The organism is Streptomyces katrae, from assembly GCF_002028425.1.
Lineage (GTDB): Bacteria > Actinomycetota > Actinomycetes > Streptomycetales > Streptomycetaceae > Streptomyces > Streptomyces katrae_A.
The window spans coordinates 740,021-759,107 of record NZ_CP020042.1; the positions used below are offsets into that span (position 1 = coordinate 740,021).

The 19,087-nt window shown below is 70.0% G+C and carries 12 protein-coding genes and 1 pseudogene; 9 read left to right on the forward strand and 4 right to left on the reverse strand.

The features are described 5' to 3' along the window. Nucleotides 1-221 precede the first annotated feature (221 nt). The 3 genes from B4U46_RS03530 (at nucleotide 222) to B4U46_RS03540 (ending at nucleotide 6,974) form a co-directional block, all read left to right on the forward strand. Complete coding sequence (locus tag B4U46_RS03530) at nucleotides 222-1,244, forward strand: hypothetical protein (RefSeq protein ID WP_079423983.1); 1,023 nt, start codon at nucleotides 222-224, stop codon at nucleotides 1,242-1,244. Nucleotides 1,245-1,912: 668 nt separating this feature from the next. After that, nucleotides 1,913-2,305 carry a CU044_2847 family protein gene (locus tag B4U46_RS03535; protein WP_079423985.1) on the forward strand — a complete coding sequence of 131 codons (393 nt, stop codon included), beginning with the start codon at nucleotides 1,913-1,915 and terminating at the stop codon, nucleotides 2,303-2,305. 16 nt (nucleotides 2,306-2,321) lie between these two features. Then, nucleotides 2,322-6,974 carry a serine protease gene (locus B4U46_RS03540; protein ID WP_079423987.1) on the forward strand — a complete coding sequence of 1,551 codons (4,653 nt, stop codon included), beginning with the start codon at nucleotides 2,322-2,324 and terminating at the stop codon, nucleotides 6,972-6,974. A gap of 222 nt (nucleotides 6,975-7,196) precedes the next feature. Here B4U46_RS03540 and B4U46_RS38885 read toward each other — a convergent pair. Both B4U46_RS38885 and B4U46_RS03545 read right to left on the reverse strand, forming a co-directional pair. Next, a pseudogene (locus B4U46_RS38885) lies at nucleotides 7,197-7,331 on the reverse strand (integrase); the annotation flags it as partial. A gap of 578 nt (nucleotides 7,332-7,909) precedes the next feature. Then, entirely contained in the window at nucleotides 7,910-9,610 is a 1,701-nt protein-coding gene (locus B4U46_RS03545; protein WP_079423989.1) for a hypothetical protein, read from the reverse strand. Between the two features lie 412 nt (nucleotides 9,611-10,022). On the opposite strand from B4U46_RS03545, the gene B4U46_RS03550 reads away from it, so the two are divergent. From B4U46_RS03550 to B4U46_RS03570, 5 genes are all read left to right on the forward strand, one after another. After that, nucleotides 10,023-11,390 (forward strand): MFS transporter, encoded by a 1,368-nt coding sequence (locus tag B4U46_RS03550; RefSeq protein WP_079423991.1) that lies wholly within the window; start codon nucleotides 10,023-10,025, stop codon nucleotides 11,388-11,390. 13 nt (nucleotides 11,391-11,403) lie between these two features. Next, the gene (locus B4U46_RS03555; RefSeq protein WP_079423993.1) at nucleotides 11,404-13,305 is read left to right on the forward strand and encodes a helix-turn-helix domain-containing protein; all 1,902 of its coding nucleotides are present in this window, start codon (nucleotides 11,404-11,406) and stop codon (nucleotides 13,303-13,305) included. Nucleotides 13,306-13,415: 110 nt separating this feature from the next. Continuing rightward, nucleotides 13,416-14,297: a MetQ/NlpA family ABC transporter substrate-binding protein gene (locus B4U46_RS03560; protein ID WP_079423995.1), complete on the forward strand. Its 882-nt coding sequence runs from the start codon at nucleotides 13,416-13,418 to the stop codon at nucleotides 14,295-14,297. Continuing rightward, nucleotides 14,294-15,406 carry a methionine ABC transporter ATP-binding protein gene (locus tag B4U46_RS03565; protein ID WP_079423997.1) on the forward strand — a complete coding sequence of 371 codons (1,113 nt, stop codon included), beginning with the start codon at nucleotides 14,294-14,296 and terminating at the stop codon, nucleotides 15,404-15,406. The genes B4U46_RS03560 and B4U46_RS03565 overlap by 4 nt, the downstream gene beginning before the upstream one ends. Beyond that, on the forward strand, nucleotides 15,403-16,065 hold the full coding sequence (locus B4U46_RS03570; RefSeq protein WP_079423999.1) for a methionine ABC transporter permease: 663 nt from the start codon (nucleotides 15,403-15,405) through the stop codon (nucleotides 16,063-16,065). Before B4U46_RS03565 ends, B4U46_RS03570 begins: the two co-directional genes overlap by 4 nt. Before the next feature lie 123 nt (nucleotides 16,066-16,188). Here the strand turns inward: B4U46_RS03570 and B4U46_RS03575 are convergent, their stop codons facing one another. Then, nucleotides 16,189-16,971 (reverse strand): class I SAM-dependent methyltransferase, encoded by a 783-nt coding sequence (locus B4U46_RS03575; RefSeq protein WP_159036887.1) that lies wholly within the window; start codon nucleotides 16,969-16,971, stop codon nucleotides 16,189-16,191. Beyond that, a complete protein-coding gene (locus tag B4U46_RS03580) occupies nucleotides 16,968-18,179 on the reverse strand; it encodes an MFS transporter (RefSeq protein WP_079431539.1) in 1,212 nt (403 codons plus the stop codon). Before B4U46_RS03580 ends, B4U46_RS03575 begins: the two co-directional genes overlap by 4 nt. A 72-nt stretch (nucleotides 18,180-18,251) precedes the next feature. Here B4U46_RS03580 and B4U46_RS03585 point away from each other — a divergent pair, with 72 nt between their 5' ends. Beyond that, complete coding sequence (locus tag B4U46_RS03585; RefSeq protein ID WP_079424001.1) at nucleotides 18,252-19,007, forward strand: DeoR/GlpR family DNA-binding transcription regulator; 756 nt, start codon at nucleotides 18,252-18,254, stop codon at nucleotides 19,005-19,007. Nucleotides 19,008-19,087 lie beyond the last annotated feature (80 nt).

Consider the following 19,087-nt stretch of genomic DNA (forward strand, 5'->3'; position numbering starts at 1 on the left):
GCACTGGCCCCCATCCGGGTGAAAGGCGCCTCCGGAATCGCCACGCAGGCACCCGTCGACTCCGAGGCCCGCTAGATTTCTGCTGCGGCTGACCACCGCTCCCCGGAGATGCATCGGCCCTTCTTCTCTCCACGCTCGGGTGAACCGGTCCCCAGTAGCCCCCCGCGCATCCTTTCGGATCTCAATTCCGCACGTCCTGGGCCGAGACGTTCAGGAGACCCATGAGCGCGATGCACCAAGACGTTTCCTTGCTCCGACGCCTCTACACAGGGGAGAGCGTCCAACAGGCCTGCCGGGCGATTGAGTCGCTTGAGCCCGATGGGCCCCCGATCCCCTCGGCCGCTTCGCCGACTCAGCAGCATTTTGAGGCGCGCGCGCTTCTCGGCCTCCTGGAGTTCCGGAACGTCTACACCCGCTATCCCCTCGGCATCACCACGGTGCACCCAGAGCCTGAAGGCATTGCCCTGCGCGTAGAGAGTGAGGAGCGGGCGGCCGAAATCCTCTTCAACCTCCTCCCCGCGTACGTATCGGACAACGTGGTCCACGGTGTACCTGGGCTTCGCATCACGCAGCGAGATCGGACGGCAATTGAACTGCGCGTGCTCGGCGAGCCGGCCCGACTGCGACTGACCGGCCTGCCGGCGAGACTCTGGCGCAGCGTCATCGCGATGATGCTCGACAAGTGGATCGACCCGGACGCCACGCTCCTGTGCTGGAAGTCCTCACCGAAAGCATGGACAGATGCCGAGCGTGGGCATCAGGCTCAATGGGAAGGCCGCAGCGACCACTTCACGCAGGTCCAGCAGCGTGGCGCCTGGCTCGGCAGCGGGCTCCTGCGCCGAGCCGCCCTTCTGCACACCGTGTCCAACACGTTCCTCCTTGATGGCTACGGCGGCGCTTCCGACGTGGCACGGCTGGTCCTGCGATCCTCCCACGTGCGCGGACAGGGGCCCGGGCCACACCACATCGTCGCCGCCCTCACGGACCCGACGTTCGGTCTGCCTCTGCATCTCACTCGGTTCCGCGGTGACACCGACGAAACCTACGGCGGCGACCAGCAGTTCGTCCTGGTTGACGTCGGCAAGACGGCCATCCTCGATCTCCGGGCCACACCAGAGGGACCCCACTCCCGCCTGCAGCCGGAACTCTGGCAGGCGATCCTGCGTCGGCTACCCGACTCAGGATTCACAAGCAGTCTGTCTCCGAGCACCCTCGCCGGGCTCTGCGGCCTCGGGGCGGCCTAGAAGGGTTGGCGTCGGCGGAACAACCCCGCCCCCCAGCCGCTCTAGTGGGGAGCGGCTGGGGAGTTTGCCTGCCGCCCGGGGAGTCCGTGGGGAGTTTGAGCGGCATAAACAGGGAAGCCCGTGAAAGCCCCTGAAAGACGTATCCTCGCAGGTCAGCGCCCTTTGACGGCACAGAACCGCAGGTCGCGGGGCTGACCTCGGGGCCTACATGACGAAGTCCTCCAGGCCCACGCGGACGAATGGCATGGCTCCAACACCACAGCCGTGCCAACACAGCCGAGAAGCTCCCCGAAGCCCTCGACGAGTCCAGGTCCGATCGAGTCTCAGCAGCGCCCCGGCCCGCCCGCAGGACCTGACACCCCGACAGAACAGCATACGGGCTCGCCAGTCCGCGCAAACAGTTCAGTAGCCCACGATGCACGTCCGGATCACGACTCGCCACGAGCCCTGCGCGCCGGAACTCTCTCGATGCCACGCATGACCCCAGCGTGGCGCTGCTCTCACCTCGCTTCGGCGGCATCCCCGAACCGGCCACGGCCGTCCAGCAGTTGCAGTAGTCCTACGCAGAGCAGACCTTGCTACGAGGTAGGCTATGCCGTCGCGGCTGGTAGCGGCGAACCACGTCGGCACGAGCCCACAAACGGCTGCTGCGTCACTTGGGGGAAACGATGTCCGACTTCGTCGAGTTCAACTTTCCCGACGGACAAGCCGTGCTCATCGAGGTCTGGCCTACCGACGAAACCAAGGTCGGCATCGATGCCGAATACCAGCTCCCCGGCAGCGCCGGGGTCGAGGCAGTCGGCCTCGGTGCCCGCATTGTCGAGCAGGCAGGCAGGACGCTTAGCGAGGCGTTCGCTCCACTGGTCCCGGTCCTCTCAGGTTTGCACGATCAGGTCAGGAGTCTGCCACGGAAGCCCGAGGAGCTGACAGTCGAGTTCGGCGTCAAGCTGACCGCCGGTCTGAAACTGGCCGTGGTGAGTGGCGGCGAGGCCAGCTTCAACGTCTCTGCCACGTGGCGACTCAGCGACGACGACCGCAACACCACCTCCGTCGCTGAATGAAACGGAAGCGGACGCCATGTATCCGGTCTCCGCGGATGATTCCCTGCGCACCGCCTTCGTCTCCTTCCTGAAACCGGACGGCGCTGTAGTCGGCGGCGGCGTTTTGGTCACCGACGAGAACGCCGTCGTGTCCGTCCTCACCTGCGCCCATGTCATCAACATGGCATTGGGCAGGCATCAGTTCGCGAGCGACAAGCCCACTTCCGACTCGGTGACCGTGGCCTTTCCGTCCGTTCCCGGCCAACGCTGTTCCGCCCATGTGACCGGATGGTGGCCGGCACGTTCTCTCCGCGATGAGGAAGGGACGCTCTCTGGCACGGAGAGACGATGGCGTGGAGACATTGCCACGCTCCGGGTGACTGACGCGCTACCCAAGCAAGTACGGCCAGTGCGCCTCGCAGCTCCATCCCTCGGACAGTCGGCATGGAGCTGGTTCGGCAGCGGCGAACCGACCTCCGTTGTTCGGGTGCACGTGTCCGCAGTGGCTGACGACTGGCTGGTCCTCAGCGGCGCCCCCACGGGACATGCCGTCCAGCCCGGCTACAGCGGCAGCCCTCTGTGGGACAGAAAGCTGCAGGCAGTCGTCGGGATTCTCGTCAGCGCACATCACTCGCTGCCATACAGTCGGCTGACCACGGCGGACATCACCCGGCAGAGCTACGCGATCCGGGCAGACATCATCGCCGAGCGCTGCCTAGCACACAGTCCAAAGCAACGTCTCCTTCCTGCCGACGTGCAGTCCCTGCTCAACGCACAGCGCAGTGCGGCGCGAGCCTTCCCGTATCGTGCTGTCGGCCTCCACGGCCGTGATCCCTCGGCGGTCTACGTACGCCAGCAGGTGTCCACATCCGATAATGCCGCTGCGGCATTGGCCACCGACCCCGAGCATGCCGGCGCGGCACCCGACCCCGTGGTCCTGAGACCGAAGACAATCGAAGAGGCCCTTGCCACACACCGGCACCTGTTCCTGACGGGCGTTGCAGGTTCCGGAAAATCCACTCTGACCCTTCAATTAGCGACCCGAGCCGTCGTGCTGCCAAGGGATGGCGCCGCTGCCGCTACCCTCCTGCCCGTCCGGTTACTGGCGAGGGATCTGGCAGCCCGTCCCGGAATGCGCCTTCTCTCCGCGGTGTCAGATGCCCTCGGGGCGAGCCTTGTGAGGTTCCTGGCACGCGACCTCGATCCGCGACTGTTGGAACGGCGCGTGCCGGGATCGCGCTGGCTCTTGGTCATCGATGGCTTGGACGAGGTCACCTCGCGAGCAGATCGCGCCGACCTAATCGAACGCCTACGGGTCTTCATGGAGGAGGAGCGCGAGTACCACGTTCTGATCACCAGCCGTCCCTTACCTGACGACGAACGCCGAACCTGGGACAGTGACAAGGAGCTCACGCATTACGCCATCGAGCCTTTCCAGCATCATCAGCGCGCCCAGTTCGCACATTCCTGGTTCGCGGATGACGTGGATCTTGCCGAGTCATTCCTTCGCGAGCTGGCCGCATCCCGGCTCGAGGAGGAGGCATCCGTCCCGCTCCTTGCCACGGTCGCAGCAGTTGTGTTCGCTGAGGCGCCCAGCCAGCCTCTTCCCGCAAGCCGCTTCGACCTGTACGAACGGTACTTCTCCCATCTGTACGACTCCCGAGCCCGCCAGCTACTCAGTGACACGCAGTCCCGGCTCGCTGGCCGACCGATGGCGGAGAAGCTGGCTCAGGAACTGGTCGAAGCACGAGTCGCACTGATCGAACACCTTGCACCGCTGGCCCTGAAAGCCCGGTCTCTGCTGTCCGAAGCCCTCCAATGGCTGGCCGACCGGGGCATCACTCCCACTCCGGCACCAGCGGACTGGGCCGAAATCGTTGGTTCAGTTCTCACGTCCACCGGGTTGCTGCTGCCAGACGGCGAAGGTCTCATCTTTGCCCACCACACCTTTGCCGAGCACATCTGCGACCTACTCGACGCCCGCCGCCTTCCGTCCCGATTCGATCCCGACGATCCGATTTGGTGGAAAACCCTCAGCCTTGCGTGCACGGACGGGGATCTCACAGCGCAGCGGACGATCCTCCACAGAGCACTGATCAATAGCGACGCCTCTGAACTTCTCGACTGGCTGCTCGCGGGTAACGACATCGCCCGGGAGCTCGCTGCCGCACTGGTTTCACGTGGTGTTCGGGCGACAGCAGGTCAGCATGAAGCCCTGGCTCGCACCTTCGACTTCTGGCTGTGGCGGGCATTGCGCGGCGGCAACGGCCGGTTTGTAAACCAAGTGATCAGTAACCAAGTGGTCGGTGCACTGAGTCTGCTGCGCAGCCTTGATCATCCCCTCCAACGAGTGATCCACGGCGCTGCGGAGAACGCGGCCTTGCCCGACGTCGTGCGCGAGGCCGCCGTGCACGATCTACTGCGCTCGGGCGAGCCGCATAGATCCCGCGGCCTCGCCCTTTTCCGCCGTTTCGCCTGCGATCCACAGCTCGCGGGTGCAGTACGTGTCCGGGCGGCTCAAGCACTGGAGTTTGCAGGCGCTTTGCCGGCAGCGAGGGAAAGCCTCACTTTCCTGTCACAGGACGAGGCGTTCCTCCACGAGCATCACCGCAACATGGCCGAGCAGCTACTGAGCGACGCCCCCGGGTGGATCTCGCTACCTCACAGGCCAGCCGCCGGCCCCTCACCCATCGATCTACGCCCGATTCCAGCAGACCTATCCATCGAGGAGGAATATGCAGAGGACTTGAGCACCCCGCCGGGCTTCATGGAGTCCCCTCGCGACTCAGATCAGGTGGTGCCATGGTCCGCCGAGGCAGGTCTCCTGGACCTGCCCGTCGACATCTCTGCGCTTCTGTCTCTCTCTCCGACGGCGGATGAAGAAAAGGTGGCCGCAGCAGCAGTCCGGGCGGTGGCCGCAGATTTGTTCTGCATCCTGCGAGGGCAGTCCCCACCTGGCGCACGTCAGGCTGCAAGCGCATGGTCGCGGCTCGCGAAGTGGCTCGGCACCCGACCTGCGCCTCTACATTCCGCGCACGCGGCATCGGTGATACGGCTCCTGGAAGCCGTCACTGGTCACCAACACCAGATGGATGACCGACCCGGCCTTCTCGTCAGCCATCCACAGCGAGCCGTCCTGGCCGCGCTGCTGCTGCGAGCTCAGCCTGAGCACCAGCTGGCCGGGCTGCGGCTACTGACTGGGCCGATGGCCATCTGGGACGTGAACGTCGTCCGATTCTTGCTGCAGGTCGCGGCCTCGTACCAACCAGGGCTACGCGAGCAGGTGGTCGCCCAGCATTGCCGCATTCTGCTGGACTCGCGCCTACCGAATCTATGCAGGCAAGACATTCTGATGTCGGTCCGGAGCATCGACGCCGATGCTGCGGCCACCTTCCTCACCCAGCGCTGCACAGCCGACCCCTACATGGTGACCACGAATGTCCTCTGGCTGGGCCGCCAATACCGAGCGGAAGCGGTGGGCTACGTGCAGCGTAGGGCCCTCGGCTCGCTGGATGGCGTACTCGAAAGCTGGTGCAATGCAGCCAGCGTCCTGCTGGGGACCGGCTCGCGCGGTGACCGTGAGGAAATGGCCCGCATATTGAAGGAGGTTGCGCTTCGTACGGAGGTTGGCTCTACGCAAGCGCTTGCCGTGACCGCAGTCCTCGCCAGTCACAATCGGGCGGAGGCAGGGCCCTGTGCGGGACACATAGCGAGCTCCGCTGCGGCATCCGACACGCACCGAATGGCAGCGGCCAGCCTCCTTGCCCGCCTCGGCGCCGGGCCGGACTACGAATCAGTCGTCCTGAACGTTCTCGACAGGCTTGACGCCCAACAGCCACCCCAGGGGGCAGTGGCTTTCGCCGCCGAGGTCGCATGTATCAGCTCGACAGTACGTGATCGGTCCGAGGCATTCCTGCGCACCTGTCTGGAGTCTGGTTCGGTCGGACTCCCCACGGAGCTGGTTGTGGCCGAGCTGGCCAGTCTCGGCCCCTCCGCCCGAGCCCGCCTTTGCCGCGATCTTGTACGGCTACTACGAGGCTCAACGGACCGGCGGCAGTGGTCTGGGCTTCTGGAGGGCATCGCCCTGCTCGGGCCCGACTTGCACGAGGCCACCCAAACCCTGCTGTCTAGCCGAGTTCGGACATCGGAAACCGCGGCTGATCGCTTTGGTGCCATAGACCTCATCAATCACCTGAATTGGCAAGGCTCTGGAGCTCAAGCAGCGGCGCTCCTAACGACCTTGGCCGACACCGAATCCGAGCCTCCGACGACGCGCGCCCTCGCAGCACGCCGCCTATACAAGTACGGTCCGCAGCACCTCCCTACAGCGCTGTGCACCTTGCAGGCTCTAGCTGCAAATCACCACATCTTGCCGCCTCTGTTGAGCATCCAGATCGCAAGAGAACTCGCCACCGTCGGTGCCATCGAGCAAGCCGAACAGGTGCTCGCCACGCTTGCCCGGAACAGGGCCCTGTTGGAACCCGACCGAGTCGAGGCCGCGCTACTGCTGCTGGTCCTTGATCCCTCCTGCTCAGGAAGCACAAGGCAGACGCTCGCCGCTATGGCCCATGACCGGCGACTCTCCGCCGATACCCGAAGTTGGGCTGCCGAGGCACCATCAGCCCTAGCCCGGAGTAATCGGCACGCCGCTCTGCTGGGTCAGGCCCGTCGGCCAGCTCCGCACGGCTGAAGGGCTGCGGTGCCGCCATGGTGCGCACTTATATCGGCGGTCGGCAGTCCAGCGTCATGGCGGATGGGTTAAAGGCCAGCCGCGTCTTCATCCGCGCTTTCGGCCGCATCAAGGTTCCTGGCGCCCGCCGAAACTGGACCGCCGCGAAGTCGCAAGGCGCTCGTCCGACCTGCCCCGGCCCACTCCTCCCCGTCGAGGTCGGGAGCGGCTTCCAGAGGCGTGTCACGCTGCTTCTCCGAGGCCGGCATCCAGAATCCGGGCAGCCTTGGTGATGTTCCCCGGCATCAGGGGCCGATAGGTTCGATACGTCTCCTCGATGGACTTGTGCCCCATCCATTCCGCTACGTCGGTGATGGGTTAACCCGAGCCCGTGCAGGGCGTGGCTATTCCCGGCCGCCGCTGCTGCGTATGCCAGGTCCTCGGCGCGCTGATGGTGACCTCGTCCTTCGCTGTACCATGACATCCGCTCGAGAGCCTTCGGGTGCTTCGCAGCGGCAGCCGCACTGTAGAAACACGCGGCAGTGGCGTGGTCACGGTGATAGCGCGATGGGCCGCAGCCTGCGGCTGGCCGGCCGGGCGCAGTCAGAGAGCTTGTGCGGGGGAAGACGCAGCCGCACGTCTCGTGGCCGGTCCAGCGTGGAAGTTCTTCAACCGGTGGGTTGCCCGCTCCGCTGTCCAAGCCCTAGCGATTCACTCTCTCGTAGCGCGTTGGATCGAGGCATGCTCCGTGGAGCCCTGTCGGCCCGCCCCTCGTTTGTGTGCCGGCTCGCCGCCGCCACGGGCCATCGGGCAGGGACCCACTCCGCGCCGACCAAGATCCGGGCCATACGCGGACCAGCCGCCTGCAGCCGGGTCGAATCGTGGCCGTTTCCGCTGGTCAGCGGCCATGCGAGGCGTGTACCACCAGCACACGAAGAACCTGCTGGCCTGCAGTCTCAGGATGTGCGGGAACTGGGGCCGGGGATCGCCAGTGGTGTGGGTGTCAGGGTGCTGAGGTCGGTGGCGTCGCCGGGACGGGCCAAGTAGAGCCGGTACGACTCTCCGTCAGCGGGGCGGAGCGTGACCTTCTGCCCCTCCGCGTGGCCCGCGGCCAAGGCGTGCAGGACCTGTTCGGCGTCTTCCGCCCGGACGTGGGGGTGGTAGATGTGGACGGGACCGAGCGGTAGCTCGCGGTCGGCGAGCGGGAGGTTGAAGGTCGGCAGCAGTGCTCTGTTGGCCGCGCCTTCGCCCATCAGGAGTGCGCGCAGGGCTGGGGAGTCCTGGCCGTTGAGTTCTATGGTCAGGCTGGCGAGGAACGGGTTGGCGACGCAGTGTCCCTCGATGAGGAGTCGGGCGATGCGCAGTAGTACGCGGTCGGCCGGCCGTAGCTCGCTGGGGACGGAGAAGTAGTGGCATGCGTGCTGCTGGACGACGTGCAGGTCTTCCACGGTCAGCCGGAGCCTGGCGAGCCGTTCGATGTCGTCACGGGTGACAGCGGCCCCGGGGAATGCGCCTGAAGCCAGCTCCTGGCCATTGAGGCGGAGGTGGAAGGCGCTTCCTTCCAAGACCAGATCGTAGATGTCGAGTGCCTGGAGCGCGTCGGAGCAGGATAGCCCGGTCAAGTCGACGTCGCAGTTCGCCGCTGTCGGTACGCCTGCGTCGTCGGCGTGGTAGATCGTGAGCCGGAAGCCGGTGAACGCAAGGTCGAGGCTGCTGCCGAGTTGGCCCTTGCCGTGGGCGCGCACAGTCCCCTCGTGCGCCGATCGCACCTTCCCGGCATCGTCGAGGAAGACCAGCTCGGCACTCTGGCCCTCGCCTGGTGCGGGCGACACCGGTGCCATCCGCACCTCGGCGTTCTCTCCGTCGAGGTGGAGCCAATCGGGGCCGTGCACGCTGAGCTCCTCGATGGCTGACGCGGGGAGGACGAGTTCCTCGGCCGTGCCGAATCCCACGACGCGCCGCACCGCCGCCGCCAAACCCGGATCGGCGTCCCTCAGGTGGCCGCGGACGGTGAAGTAGATCGGGCTCACCTGCTGCGCACGGGGGTGTTTCGGCCGCAGGGTCTGCACTACGGCGCCGTTACGATAGGCGACGTCGATGGACCAGTGCAGATCGAGGCGGTCGATCCGCCGGCCCAGAGCACCAACCCGTTGGGCGATGTCGTCGGTCCCGCCCGCCAGGAACGCCAGTTCCGCCCTGTAGTCGCGCGCCGCCTCCCTCAAATCGTCCCGGATGAACGAGCTCTCCAGGTCCGCGTGCAGGGCCAGCTTGTCGTCCAGCCAGGCCCGGTCCAGGACACGGATACGCGGCCGCTCGGCGCCGGTGCCGAGGTTGTTGACGAAGGCGCGCTCCTGCGGCGTTAGCGCACAGGGGACGACCAGCACCCAGTCATCAGGGTCGTGCTCCACGGCTTTCTGAAACGACCGTTTGATGCCCGCCCTGCGACCTTGGTACGAGCCGGGGAAGCCGTCCGGGAAGTACTTCAGCTGGTAGATCCACACACGGCCGTCCACGCTCACTTTGATGTCGATGCCGCCGTCGCCGCCGCGCCCGTTCATCACCTCCACTTCGGCGTCCTCGGCGTAGAGCCGGTGCACCAACGCCTCCACGATGCGGTCGAACCGAGGCTGGGTGAGGTGGTCCCAATCGATCGCCATGTGAGTGCGCCTCCTATGCCGGTGCTCAAGCGTCTCACCACCCGCTGACACTCGGCGTCGCAGCGGCAGGCTGCGGACCCGATGCGCGCCGAAGGTCGGAGTTCAACGCTGCGTAGTCAGCACCGAACCAGCACGGGAGGGGGGATGAGGTGGGATGACGTGGGCTTTTGGTCAGCACCGAACCAGCACGGGAGTCAGCACCGGCCTTCCAAAACGGGCGGAATTCTGCAAATCCGGCGCCATACGGAAGGGGCCCCTCCGTGGGCGAAAATGAGCCAGCGGCTGGTGAGTGGTGATGTGGCACACAAGGTGGGCTGGGATTGTGATGGTCTGCCACATATGCCGTTGACCTGGGGACTTCTACGTTGTGGCGACACCCGACGTCCCCGCAGACCCCCTGGAAGTGGTGCACATGGTCTCCGCAGCAGCGAGCAGAACGAGTCCGTCCGGCATACGGAGGATCGTCGCCGCCAGCCTCATCGGGACCACCATCGAGTGGTACGACTTCTTCCTCTACGGATCCGCCGCCGCCCTCGTCTTCAACACCCTGTTCTTCCCGGCCGACGACCCCCTCGTCGGGACCCTGCTGGCGTTCCTCACCTATGCCGTCGGGTTCGCCGCGCGGCCGCTCGGCGGGGTGGTGTTCGGGCACTTCGGGGACCGGGTCGGGCGCAAGCGGCTGTTGGTGGTGAGTCTGCTGATGATGGGCGGGGCCACCTTCGCCATCGGGCTGCTGCCCACGCATGCCGGCGTCGGCGCCCTCGCGCCCGTGTTACTGACCCTGCTGCGGCTGGTGCAGGGGTTCGCGCTGGGCGGGGAGTGGGGCGGGGCCGTGCTGCTGGTCGCCGAGCACGGGGACGACCGCCGCCGGGGGTTCTGGGCCTCTTGGCCGCAGGCCGGGGCGCCCGGCGGGAACCTGCTCGCCACCGGGGTGCTGGCGCTGCTGGCAGCCGTGCAGTCGGACGAGGCGTTCCTCGCCTGGGGCTGGCGGGTGCCGTTCCTGCTGTCCGGGGTGCTGGTGATGGTCGGACTGTGGATCCGGATCTCGGTGTCGGAGTCGCCGGCGTTCCTGGAGGCGCGGGCGCGGGCGGAGGCCGAGGAGGCGGCGGGGCACAAGCAGCGGCCGCCGGTGCTCGAGGTGTTCCGGGTGCACGGGCGGGAGGTCGTGACGGCGATCGGCGTGCGGCTCGGGGAGAACGTCTCGTACTACGTCCTGACCGCCTTCCTGCTCGTGTACGTCACCGTGCACCTGCACCTGCCCAAGTCGGACGCCCTCAACGCGGTGCTGATCGGTTCGGCGGTGCACTTCGTGACGATCCCGCTGTGGGGTGCGCTGTCGGACCGGATCGGGCGGCGGGCGGTGACGCTGGTGGGGTCGGTCGGGATGGCCGTGTGGGCGTTCGCGTTCTTCGCGCTGCTCGACTCGCGGTCCTTCGCGGTGATCGCCGTCGCCGTCACGGCGGGGCTGCTGCTGCACGGGGCGATGTACGGGCCGCAGGCGGCGTTCATCTCGGAGATGTTCGACACCCGGGTGCGGTACTCCGGGGCGTCGATGGGCTCCCAGCTGGCCTCGCTGCTCGGCGGGGCGCTCGCGCCGATCGTCGCCGTCGAACTGCTCAAGGACTACGGCTCGTCCGTTCCGGTGTCCGTGTACCTGTGCGCGGCGGCGCTGGTCACGACGGTGGCCGCCGTGGCCGCCCGGGAGACCAGGGGCCGCAGTCTCACCGGGGCGCGGAGGGCCGCACCGGTGGCCACGGCCGGTACCCCGAGCGGGCGTTGAGGGGCGGCCCCGTATGCTCGGCGGCGTGAGCGACGCGGGGCTGCGGGAGCTGCTCGGGCTGCTGGCCCAGGGCGCGCCGGCCGAGGAGTTCTCCCGGCCGGCCGCGGCCGCGCGCGCGGCGGGCGCGTCCGCGGCCGAGGTGGCCGCCCTGGAGGAGGCCACCGGGGTGGCCCTGGAGATCCACCGGACGCTGGCCCAGCACCGCACGCGCGAGGCGGAGCTGACCGCGCTGTTCGACACGGCGGGTGACCTGGCGGCGCTGCGGGACCTGGACTCGGTGCTGCGGGCCATCACCCACCGGGCCAAGCAGCTGCTGCACACCGACGTCACCTATCTCTCCCTCAACGACGAGGCGGCCGGCGACACCTTCATGCGGGTCACGGACGGTTCGGTGTCGGCGGCGTTCCAGCAGCTGCGGCTCGGGATGGGCGAGGGGCTGGGCGGGCTGGTCGCGCAGACCGCCCGCCCCTACGCCACCGGCGACTACCAGCGTGACCCCCGCTTCCGGCACACCGGGCCCATCGACAGCGCGGTCGGCGAGGAGGACCTGCACGCCATCCTGGGGGTGCCGCTGCGGCTGGGCGCCCGGGTGATCGGGGTGCTGTTCGCCGCCGACCGCAGCCCGCGCGAGTTCGGCCCGCGCGAGGTGGCGCTGCTGTCCTCGCTCGCCGACCACGCGGCCATCGCCATCGACGGGGCGCGGCTGCTGGAGGAGACCCGGCGGGCGCTGGCCGAACTGGGGGTCGCCTCCCGCACCATCCAGGAGAACAGTGACGCGCTGCGCCGCGCGGAGGAGGCGCACGACCGGCTCACGGGCCTGGTGCTGCGCGGCGGGGACCTGGGCGAGGTGGCGGCGGCCATCGGCGCGCTCCTCGACGGGGGCACGCTCGTCCACGACGCCGAGGGCGTGGAGCTGGCCCGTTCGCGGACCCGTGCCGCGGCGCCGCCCGACCGGGCCGTGACCGCCTCCCGGACCAGCGGCCGGGCCGTCGCCGCGGACGGGAGCTGGGTGTGCGCCGTCCTGGCCGGCCCCGAGCTCCTGGGCAGCGTGACCCTCACCGGGCGGCCCGGTCTGGACGCGGCCGGGCGGCGGCTGTTCGAACGGGCGGCCATGGTCACGGCCCTGCTGCTGCTCCTGCGGCGGTCGGTCGCGCAGACCGAGGACCGGATCCGCGGGGAGCTGCTCGGTGATCTGCTGGGCCCGTCCGGGGATCCGGCGGGGCTGACCGAGCGCGCCCGCCGGCTGGGGGTCGATCTGGCCCGCCCGCACGCCTTGTTCGTGCTGCACAGCGACACCGCCCCGCGTCCGCGCCTGCTCGCGGCCGCCGCGCACCAGGCCCGGGAGCGCCGGGGCCTGGCGGGGGTCCACCACGACCACGCGGTGCTGCTGGCGCCCTCTCAGGAGACGGGTGCGGACGCCGCCGGGCTGGCGGCGGCGCTGGCCAGGGCCCTGGGCGCCCCGGTGACGGTCGGCGCGGCGCGGGCCGGGGGAGGTGCGGCGGCGCTGCCCGCCGCGCACGCGGAGGCCCTGCGCTGTCTGACGACCCTGTGCGCCCTGGGCCGGGCCGGGGACGGCAGCACGCTCGCCGAACTCGGTTTCCTCGGCGTCCTGCTGGGCGACCGGCCGGACCTGTCCGGGTACGTCAGGTCGGCGCTCGGGCCCCTGCTGGACTACGACGCCCGGCGCGGCAGCGAGCTGGTGCACACCCTTCGGGTCTACTTCGCCTCGGGGATGAGCCAGGCGCGGGCGAAGGAGGTGCTGCACGTGCACGTGAACACCGTGGTGCAGCGTCTGGAGCGGATAGGCCGCCTCCTGGGTCCCGACTGGCAGTCGCCCGACCGCGCCCTGGAGCTCCAGCTCGCCCTGCGCCTGCACCAGGTGTCCGTACCTCAGACTCCGACCCATGACCTTTGATTCATTGCAGGATCGTGAATACGATCTTTCATAGCAAGCCAATACCGGGATCCATCCCTACTGTTCAGAGGTATCTCGCTTGACGCGTTCCTCTACCACTGGATCCCACGATGTCTGCAGCAACACCGCGCCGCCGTACCGCGCTCGCCCTCACCACCACCGCCGCCACCCTCGCGCTGCTCCTCTCCGGCTGCGGGCTCGGCGCCTCGGACGGCAAGCGCATCCGCGTGGGCGTCTCCGGCGACTCCCCCGAGTGGGACGTCCTCGCCAAGGAGGCGAAGAAGGAGGGCCTGACCGTCGAGACGGTCGTGTTCGACGACTACTCGCTGCCCAACAAGGCCCTCAGCGCCGGCGACATCGACCTGAACGCCTTCCAGCACCTGGTCTTCCTCGCCCAGTCGAACACCGCGAACAAGACCGACATCACCCCCGTCGCCGCCACCACCGTGGTCCCGCTCGGCCTGTACTCCGGCAAGCACAAGCAGCTCGCCGACCTCCCCGACGGGGCCTCGGTCACCCTGCCCAACGACCCCTCCAACCAGGGCCGCGCCCTGCACGTCCTGGAGCAGGCGAAGCTCATCGAACTGGGGAAGGACGCCGGGCTCTTCGCCACCCCCGACGACATCACCGCCAACCCCAGACACATCAAGATCACCCCGGTCAACGCCCAGCAGACCCCGCGCACCCTCCAGGACGCGGACGCCGCGGTCATCAACGACGGGGTCGCTCAGCTCGCCGGGATCGACGCCGGGACCGCGCTGTACAAGGACGATCCGGCGAGCCCCCAGGCCCTGCCGTACCTCAACGTCATCGCCGCCCGCGCCGACCGCAAGGACGACGCGGACTTCCAGAAGATCGTGAGGCTGTACGCCTCCCAGGCCGTCCAGGACGAGGTCCGCCGCACCAGCAACGGCACCGCCCACCACATCGAGCTGCCCGCCCCCGAGCTGCAGGCCGAGCTCGGCCGCATCACGAAGCAGCTGGCCCGGTGACCGCCCCCGGCACCCCCGCACCCCCGGTCGTCGAACTGCGCGACGTCCGCAAGGAGTTCCCCGGCGGGTCCGTCGCCGTCGACGGGGTGAGCCTGACCGTCGACGCGGGCACCGTCTTCGGCGTCGTCGGCCACAGCGGCGCGGGCAAGTCCACCCTGCTGCGCCTGGTCAACGGCCTGGAGGAACCTACCTCGGGCAGCGTCCTGGTGGACGGCCAGGACCTCGCCGCCCTCGGCGAGCGCGGACTGCGCCCCGTGCGCAGGGAGATCGGCATGGTCTTCCAGCAGTTCAACCTCTTCCGCTCGCGCACCGTCCTCGGCAACGTCCTCTACCCGCTGCGCCTGGCCGGACTGGACCGCGCGGCCGCCCGGGCGCGCGCCGAGGAGACCCTCGACTTCGTCGGACTGTCCGGGCACGGCGGGCGCTACCCCGAGCAGTTGTCGGGCGGACAGCGCCAGCGCGTCGGCATCGCCCGCGCCCTGGCCACCCGTCCCGGGGTGCTGCTGTGCGACGAGGCCACCTCCGCCCTCGACCCGCAGACCACCGGCGAGGTGCTGGCCCTGCTCCGCCGGGTCAACCGCGAGCTCGGGGTCACCATCCTGCTGATCACCCACGAGATGGAGGTCGTCCGCGGCCTCTGCGACCGGGTGGCCGTCATGGAGGAGGGCAGGGTGGTGGAGAGCGGCGAGGTCTACGAGGTGTTCGCGCGCCCGCGCCACGCCACCACGGCCGCCTTCGTCCGCTCCGCCCTGCACAGCGCCCCGGAGGGGCCGCTGCTGGAGCGGCTGCGCGCGCGTCATCCCGGGCGCCTGGTCACCGTGCCGGTGGTCGACGGCGTCCCGGCCATGGACGCCCTCGCGCCGCTGCTGCGCGGGCACGGGGTCGACTTCGCCTTCGTGCACGGCGGGGTCGGCGAGGTGCGCGGGCGCCCGCTGGGCAGCGTGACCCTCGAACTGCGGGGTGAGGAGGCCGCGGTCGAAGCGGTGGCCGCGGGCCTCGCCACCGCGTCCGCGTCGCCGTCCACCCCGTCCGCGTCCGCGTCGCCGTCCACCTCCCCGTCCGCGGCCGCCTCCGCTTCCGCGGCCGGTGTGAAAGCGGGTGCGCGGTGAGGGCGGACTGGAGCACCTTCTGGCCGAAGGTCCTCGACGCGACCGGCGAGACCGTCTACATGGTGCTGATCACCCTGGCGCTCTCCACCGTCGGCGGCCTGGCGGTCGGTCTCGCCCTCTACGCCACGCGCAAGGGCGGGGTACTGCCGAACCGGGCCGTACACGCGGTGCTGGGCACGTTCATCAACGTCATCCGCCCCGTCCCCTTCATCATCGCGATCGTGGCCCTGGCCCCGGTCACCCGGGCGGTGGTCGGCACGATGATCGGCACCGACGCCGCCGTCTTCCCGATGACGATCGTGGCCACCTTCGGCATCGCCCGGATCGTGGAGTCCAACCTGCTCTCCGTCGAGCCGGGCGTCATCGAGGCGGCCCGCTCCATGGGCGCCGGCCCGCTGCGCATCCTGCTCACGGTGCTCGTCCCCGAGGCGCTCGGGCCGCTGGTGCTCGGGCTGACGTTCATGCTCGTCGCGCTCATCGACTTCTCCGCGGTGGCGGGGACGGTCGGCGGCGGCGGGGTGGGCAACCTGGCCATGACGTACGGGTACTTGCGCTTCGACACCTCGGTGATGGTGGTCACCGTGCTGGTGCTGATCGCCCTCGTGCAGTCGGCGCAGCTGCTCGGGAACCTGGTCTCGCGCAGGATCCTCAGGCGCTGAACGGCGGGGCGGCGCCCCCTCCTCGGAAAGGGGACGCCGCCGCCGGTCTGCCGACGTTCCGTCAGTAGGTGTAGCCCAGACCCGACTTGTACGGGTCAGGGTGCCGAAGTTCACCCAGACGGGTCAGGCCGCCAGCGCCGTGGTCACCACGAGCGGGGGACGCTCCCGCTCGGCGGTCCAGGGGCGGCTTCGGACCAGGTCCGGGTCGGCGGTCTCCAGCGCCTCCGCGACCGTCGGGCGCTCCTGGACCACCTCCCGGAAACCGGCCCGTTCCAGCAGCCCGGGGAGCCTGCCGACGGGCCAGGCGTGGTTCCGCACCTCCTGCCAGGAGCCGTCGGTGCGCCGCAGCCGCACGGTCAGGCCCTGGCCCGGCGTGTGGACCGTGCCGGGATCGCCGATCCGCAGGGAGGCGTACTCCGCGCCCCCGCAGTCGGGGTCGGTGGACAGCAGGACGAACGGTCCTCCGGGGCGCAGCAGCCGGCGGACCTCGGTGAACACCGACAGCACCGCCGGCTCGTCCGGCAGCGAGGCGAGGACGTGGCTGCACATCACCGCGTCGGCGCAGGCGTCGTCGAGGCCCTCCGTCCGCCCGTCCTCGACCAGGTGGAACTCCGCGACGGCGGTTCCGGCGGCGCGGGCCAGTGCCAGCATCTCGGGCGAGGCGTCCACCCCGATCACCCGCGCGCCCAGCTGCCGGGCCGCCTGGTCGGCCACCTTGCCGGGCCCGCAGCCGTAGTCGACCAGGACGGCGCCCGCGCCGATCCGGCGGGACAGGGCCCGGAAGACGAAGGGGTAGCCGAGCAGCCAGTCCGTGGCCGCCTCCACCGCGGCGAAGGCCCGCGCGCCCTCGCTCCCGGACCAGGCCGCGCCGGCCCCTCGGGGGTCCCACGTCCGTTCGTCGCTCACAGCTCCACTATCGGCCCACCGTGGGGACCGGGCACGGTGGCCGCGCCGGTGGCGGCCGGGTCGGGGCGGAGGGCGGGCGCGGCCAGGGCGGCGAAGGCGCAGCAGGCCACGGGCAGCAGCAGGGCCGGGCCGAGCGGTACGAGGCGGGTGAGCGGGCCGATCACGGCGGGGCCGGCGAGCATGCCGAGGTAGCCGAGGCCCGCGACGCGCGAGACGTTGGCCCCGGCGGCGTCGGGGTCGGCGTGGCCCGCCGCGCTGAACAGCTGGGGGACGCAGCCGGAGAGGCCCGCGCCGAAGAGGGTCCAGCCGGCCAGGGCCACCGGCGCGGCGGGCGCGGCGACGGCCAGGGCGAGGCCGGCCCCGGCGAGCGCGGCGCCGTAGCGCAGGACGGCGACGGGACCGGTCCGTGCGGTGATGCGGTCGGTGAGGAGCCGGCCGGCGGTCATGGCGGTGGCGAAGGCCCCGTAGGCGAGGGCGGCGGTGGCCGCGGGCGCGCCGAAGGAGTCGCGCAGGTGGAGCACGCTCCAGTCGTTGGCGACGCCCTCGCAGAGCATCAGGAGGAAGGCCAGGACGGCGAGCATCCGGATGCGCGGCGGGGTCCGGCGGCGGGTGGGAGCGGCGGAAGGGTGCGGGGTGGCGGCTGCGGGTTCCCCGGGCAGGAGGGCGGGGGCGAGCAGGAGCGCGAGGAGGAGGCCGCCGAGGGCGGTGGCGCCCAGGGTGGCGGCGGGGGGAGTTCCGGCGCCGAGGGCGAGGGCTCCGGCCAGGGCGGCGAGGACGCCGCCGATGGAGAACACGGCGTGGAAGGCCGACATGACGGGCCGGCCGTAGCCGCGTTCGACCTGGACGGCGTGGGTGTTCATGGCGACGTCCAGGCAGCCGTTGCCGAAGCCGAGCAGCAGCAGGGCCCCGCCGAGGGAAGGGGCGTCGGCGGCCAGGGCGGGCAGCACCACCGCGGCGCTGCACAGCCCCGCGCCGGCGGGGACGACCAGGCGGGCGCCGAAGCGGTCGGTGAGCGGGCCGGCGATCCGCATCCCGGCGAAGGCCCCGGCCCCCAGGAGGAGCAGGAGCCAGCCGAGCAGGGCGTGGCCGACGCCGGTGCGCTGTTCCACCGGCGGGATGTGGACGATCCACATCCCCATGACGAATCCGTTGAGGGCGAAGCAGGCCGTGGTGGCGGCGCGCGCCTTCCTGAGTGTGGTCATCTCCATGAGATCGAACATAACAAACATCATTCGTGTTCGAAACTTGCGTTTCAAACACGCTGGCTGTTCAATCGGAGTATGAGTGCAGACCGCCTGAGGCAGATCACCGACGCCGTGCGCGCCGGTGGCAGCCGTAGCGTCGCCGAGCTCGCGGAGCTCACCGGCGCCTCCGAGATGACGATCCGCCGCGACCTGGAGGCCCTCGCCGAGCAGGGGGTGCTGGAGCGCTACCGGGGCGGGGCCCGCAGCCTGCTGCTGCGCGGCGAGGAGGCCCCGTTCCCGCTGCGCGCCCGCGACGGGCTGGAGGTGAAGCGCCGCCTGGCCGCCGAGGTCGCCGCCCTGCTCGCGGACGGGGAGTCGGTCGTCCTGGACAGCGGGACCACCTGCCTGGAGGTGGCCCGCGCGCTGCACCACCGCAGGCTGACGGTCATGCCGCTGTCCCTGCACGCCGCCAACGCCCTGGCCGACGCGCCCCGCCTGACGCTGCTCCTCCCCGGCGGGGCGCCGCGCCGCGGGGAGCTCGCACTGACCGGGCCGCTGACGGAGGCCTCGCTCGCCGCGCTGCGGTTCGACACCGCGGTGATCGGCTGCTGCGGGCTGTCGGCGGCGGACGGGCTGACCGCCTACGACCTGGCCGACGCCGCCGTCAAACGCGCGGCGATCGCCTCGGCCCGCCGGGTCGTCGCCGTCACCGAGTCCGTGAAGCTCTCGCGCACCGCCCTCGCCCATGTCCTGCCGGCCTCCGCGCTGCACGCCGTCGTCACCGACCGGGCGGCGCCGCAGGACGCGACCGACGCGCTGGCGGCGGCCGGCGTCACCGTACGGAAGGTGTGACGGGATGACCCGGCTCGTCGAGGCGGCCGGAGCCGAGCGGGCGCCGTTCAGGCCCTCGGCCCGGCCTGAGGGTGCGGCCG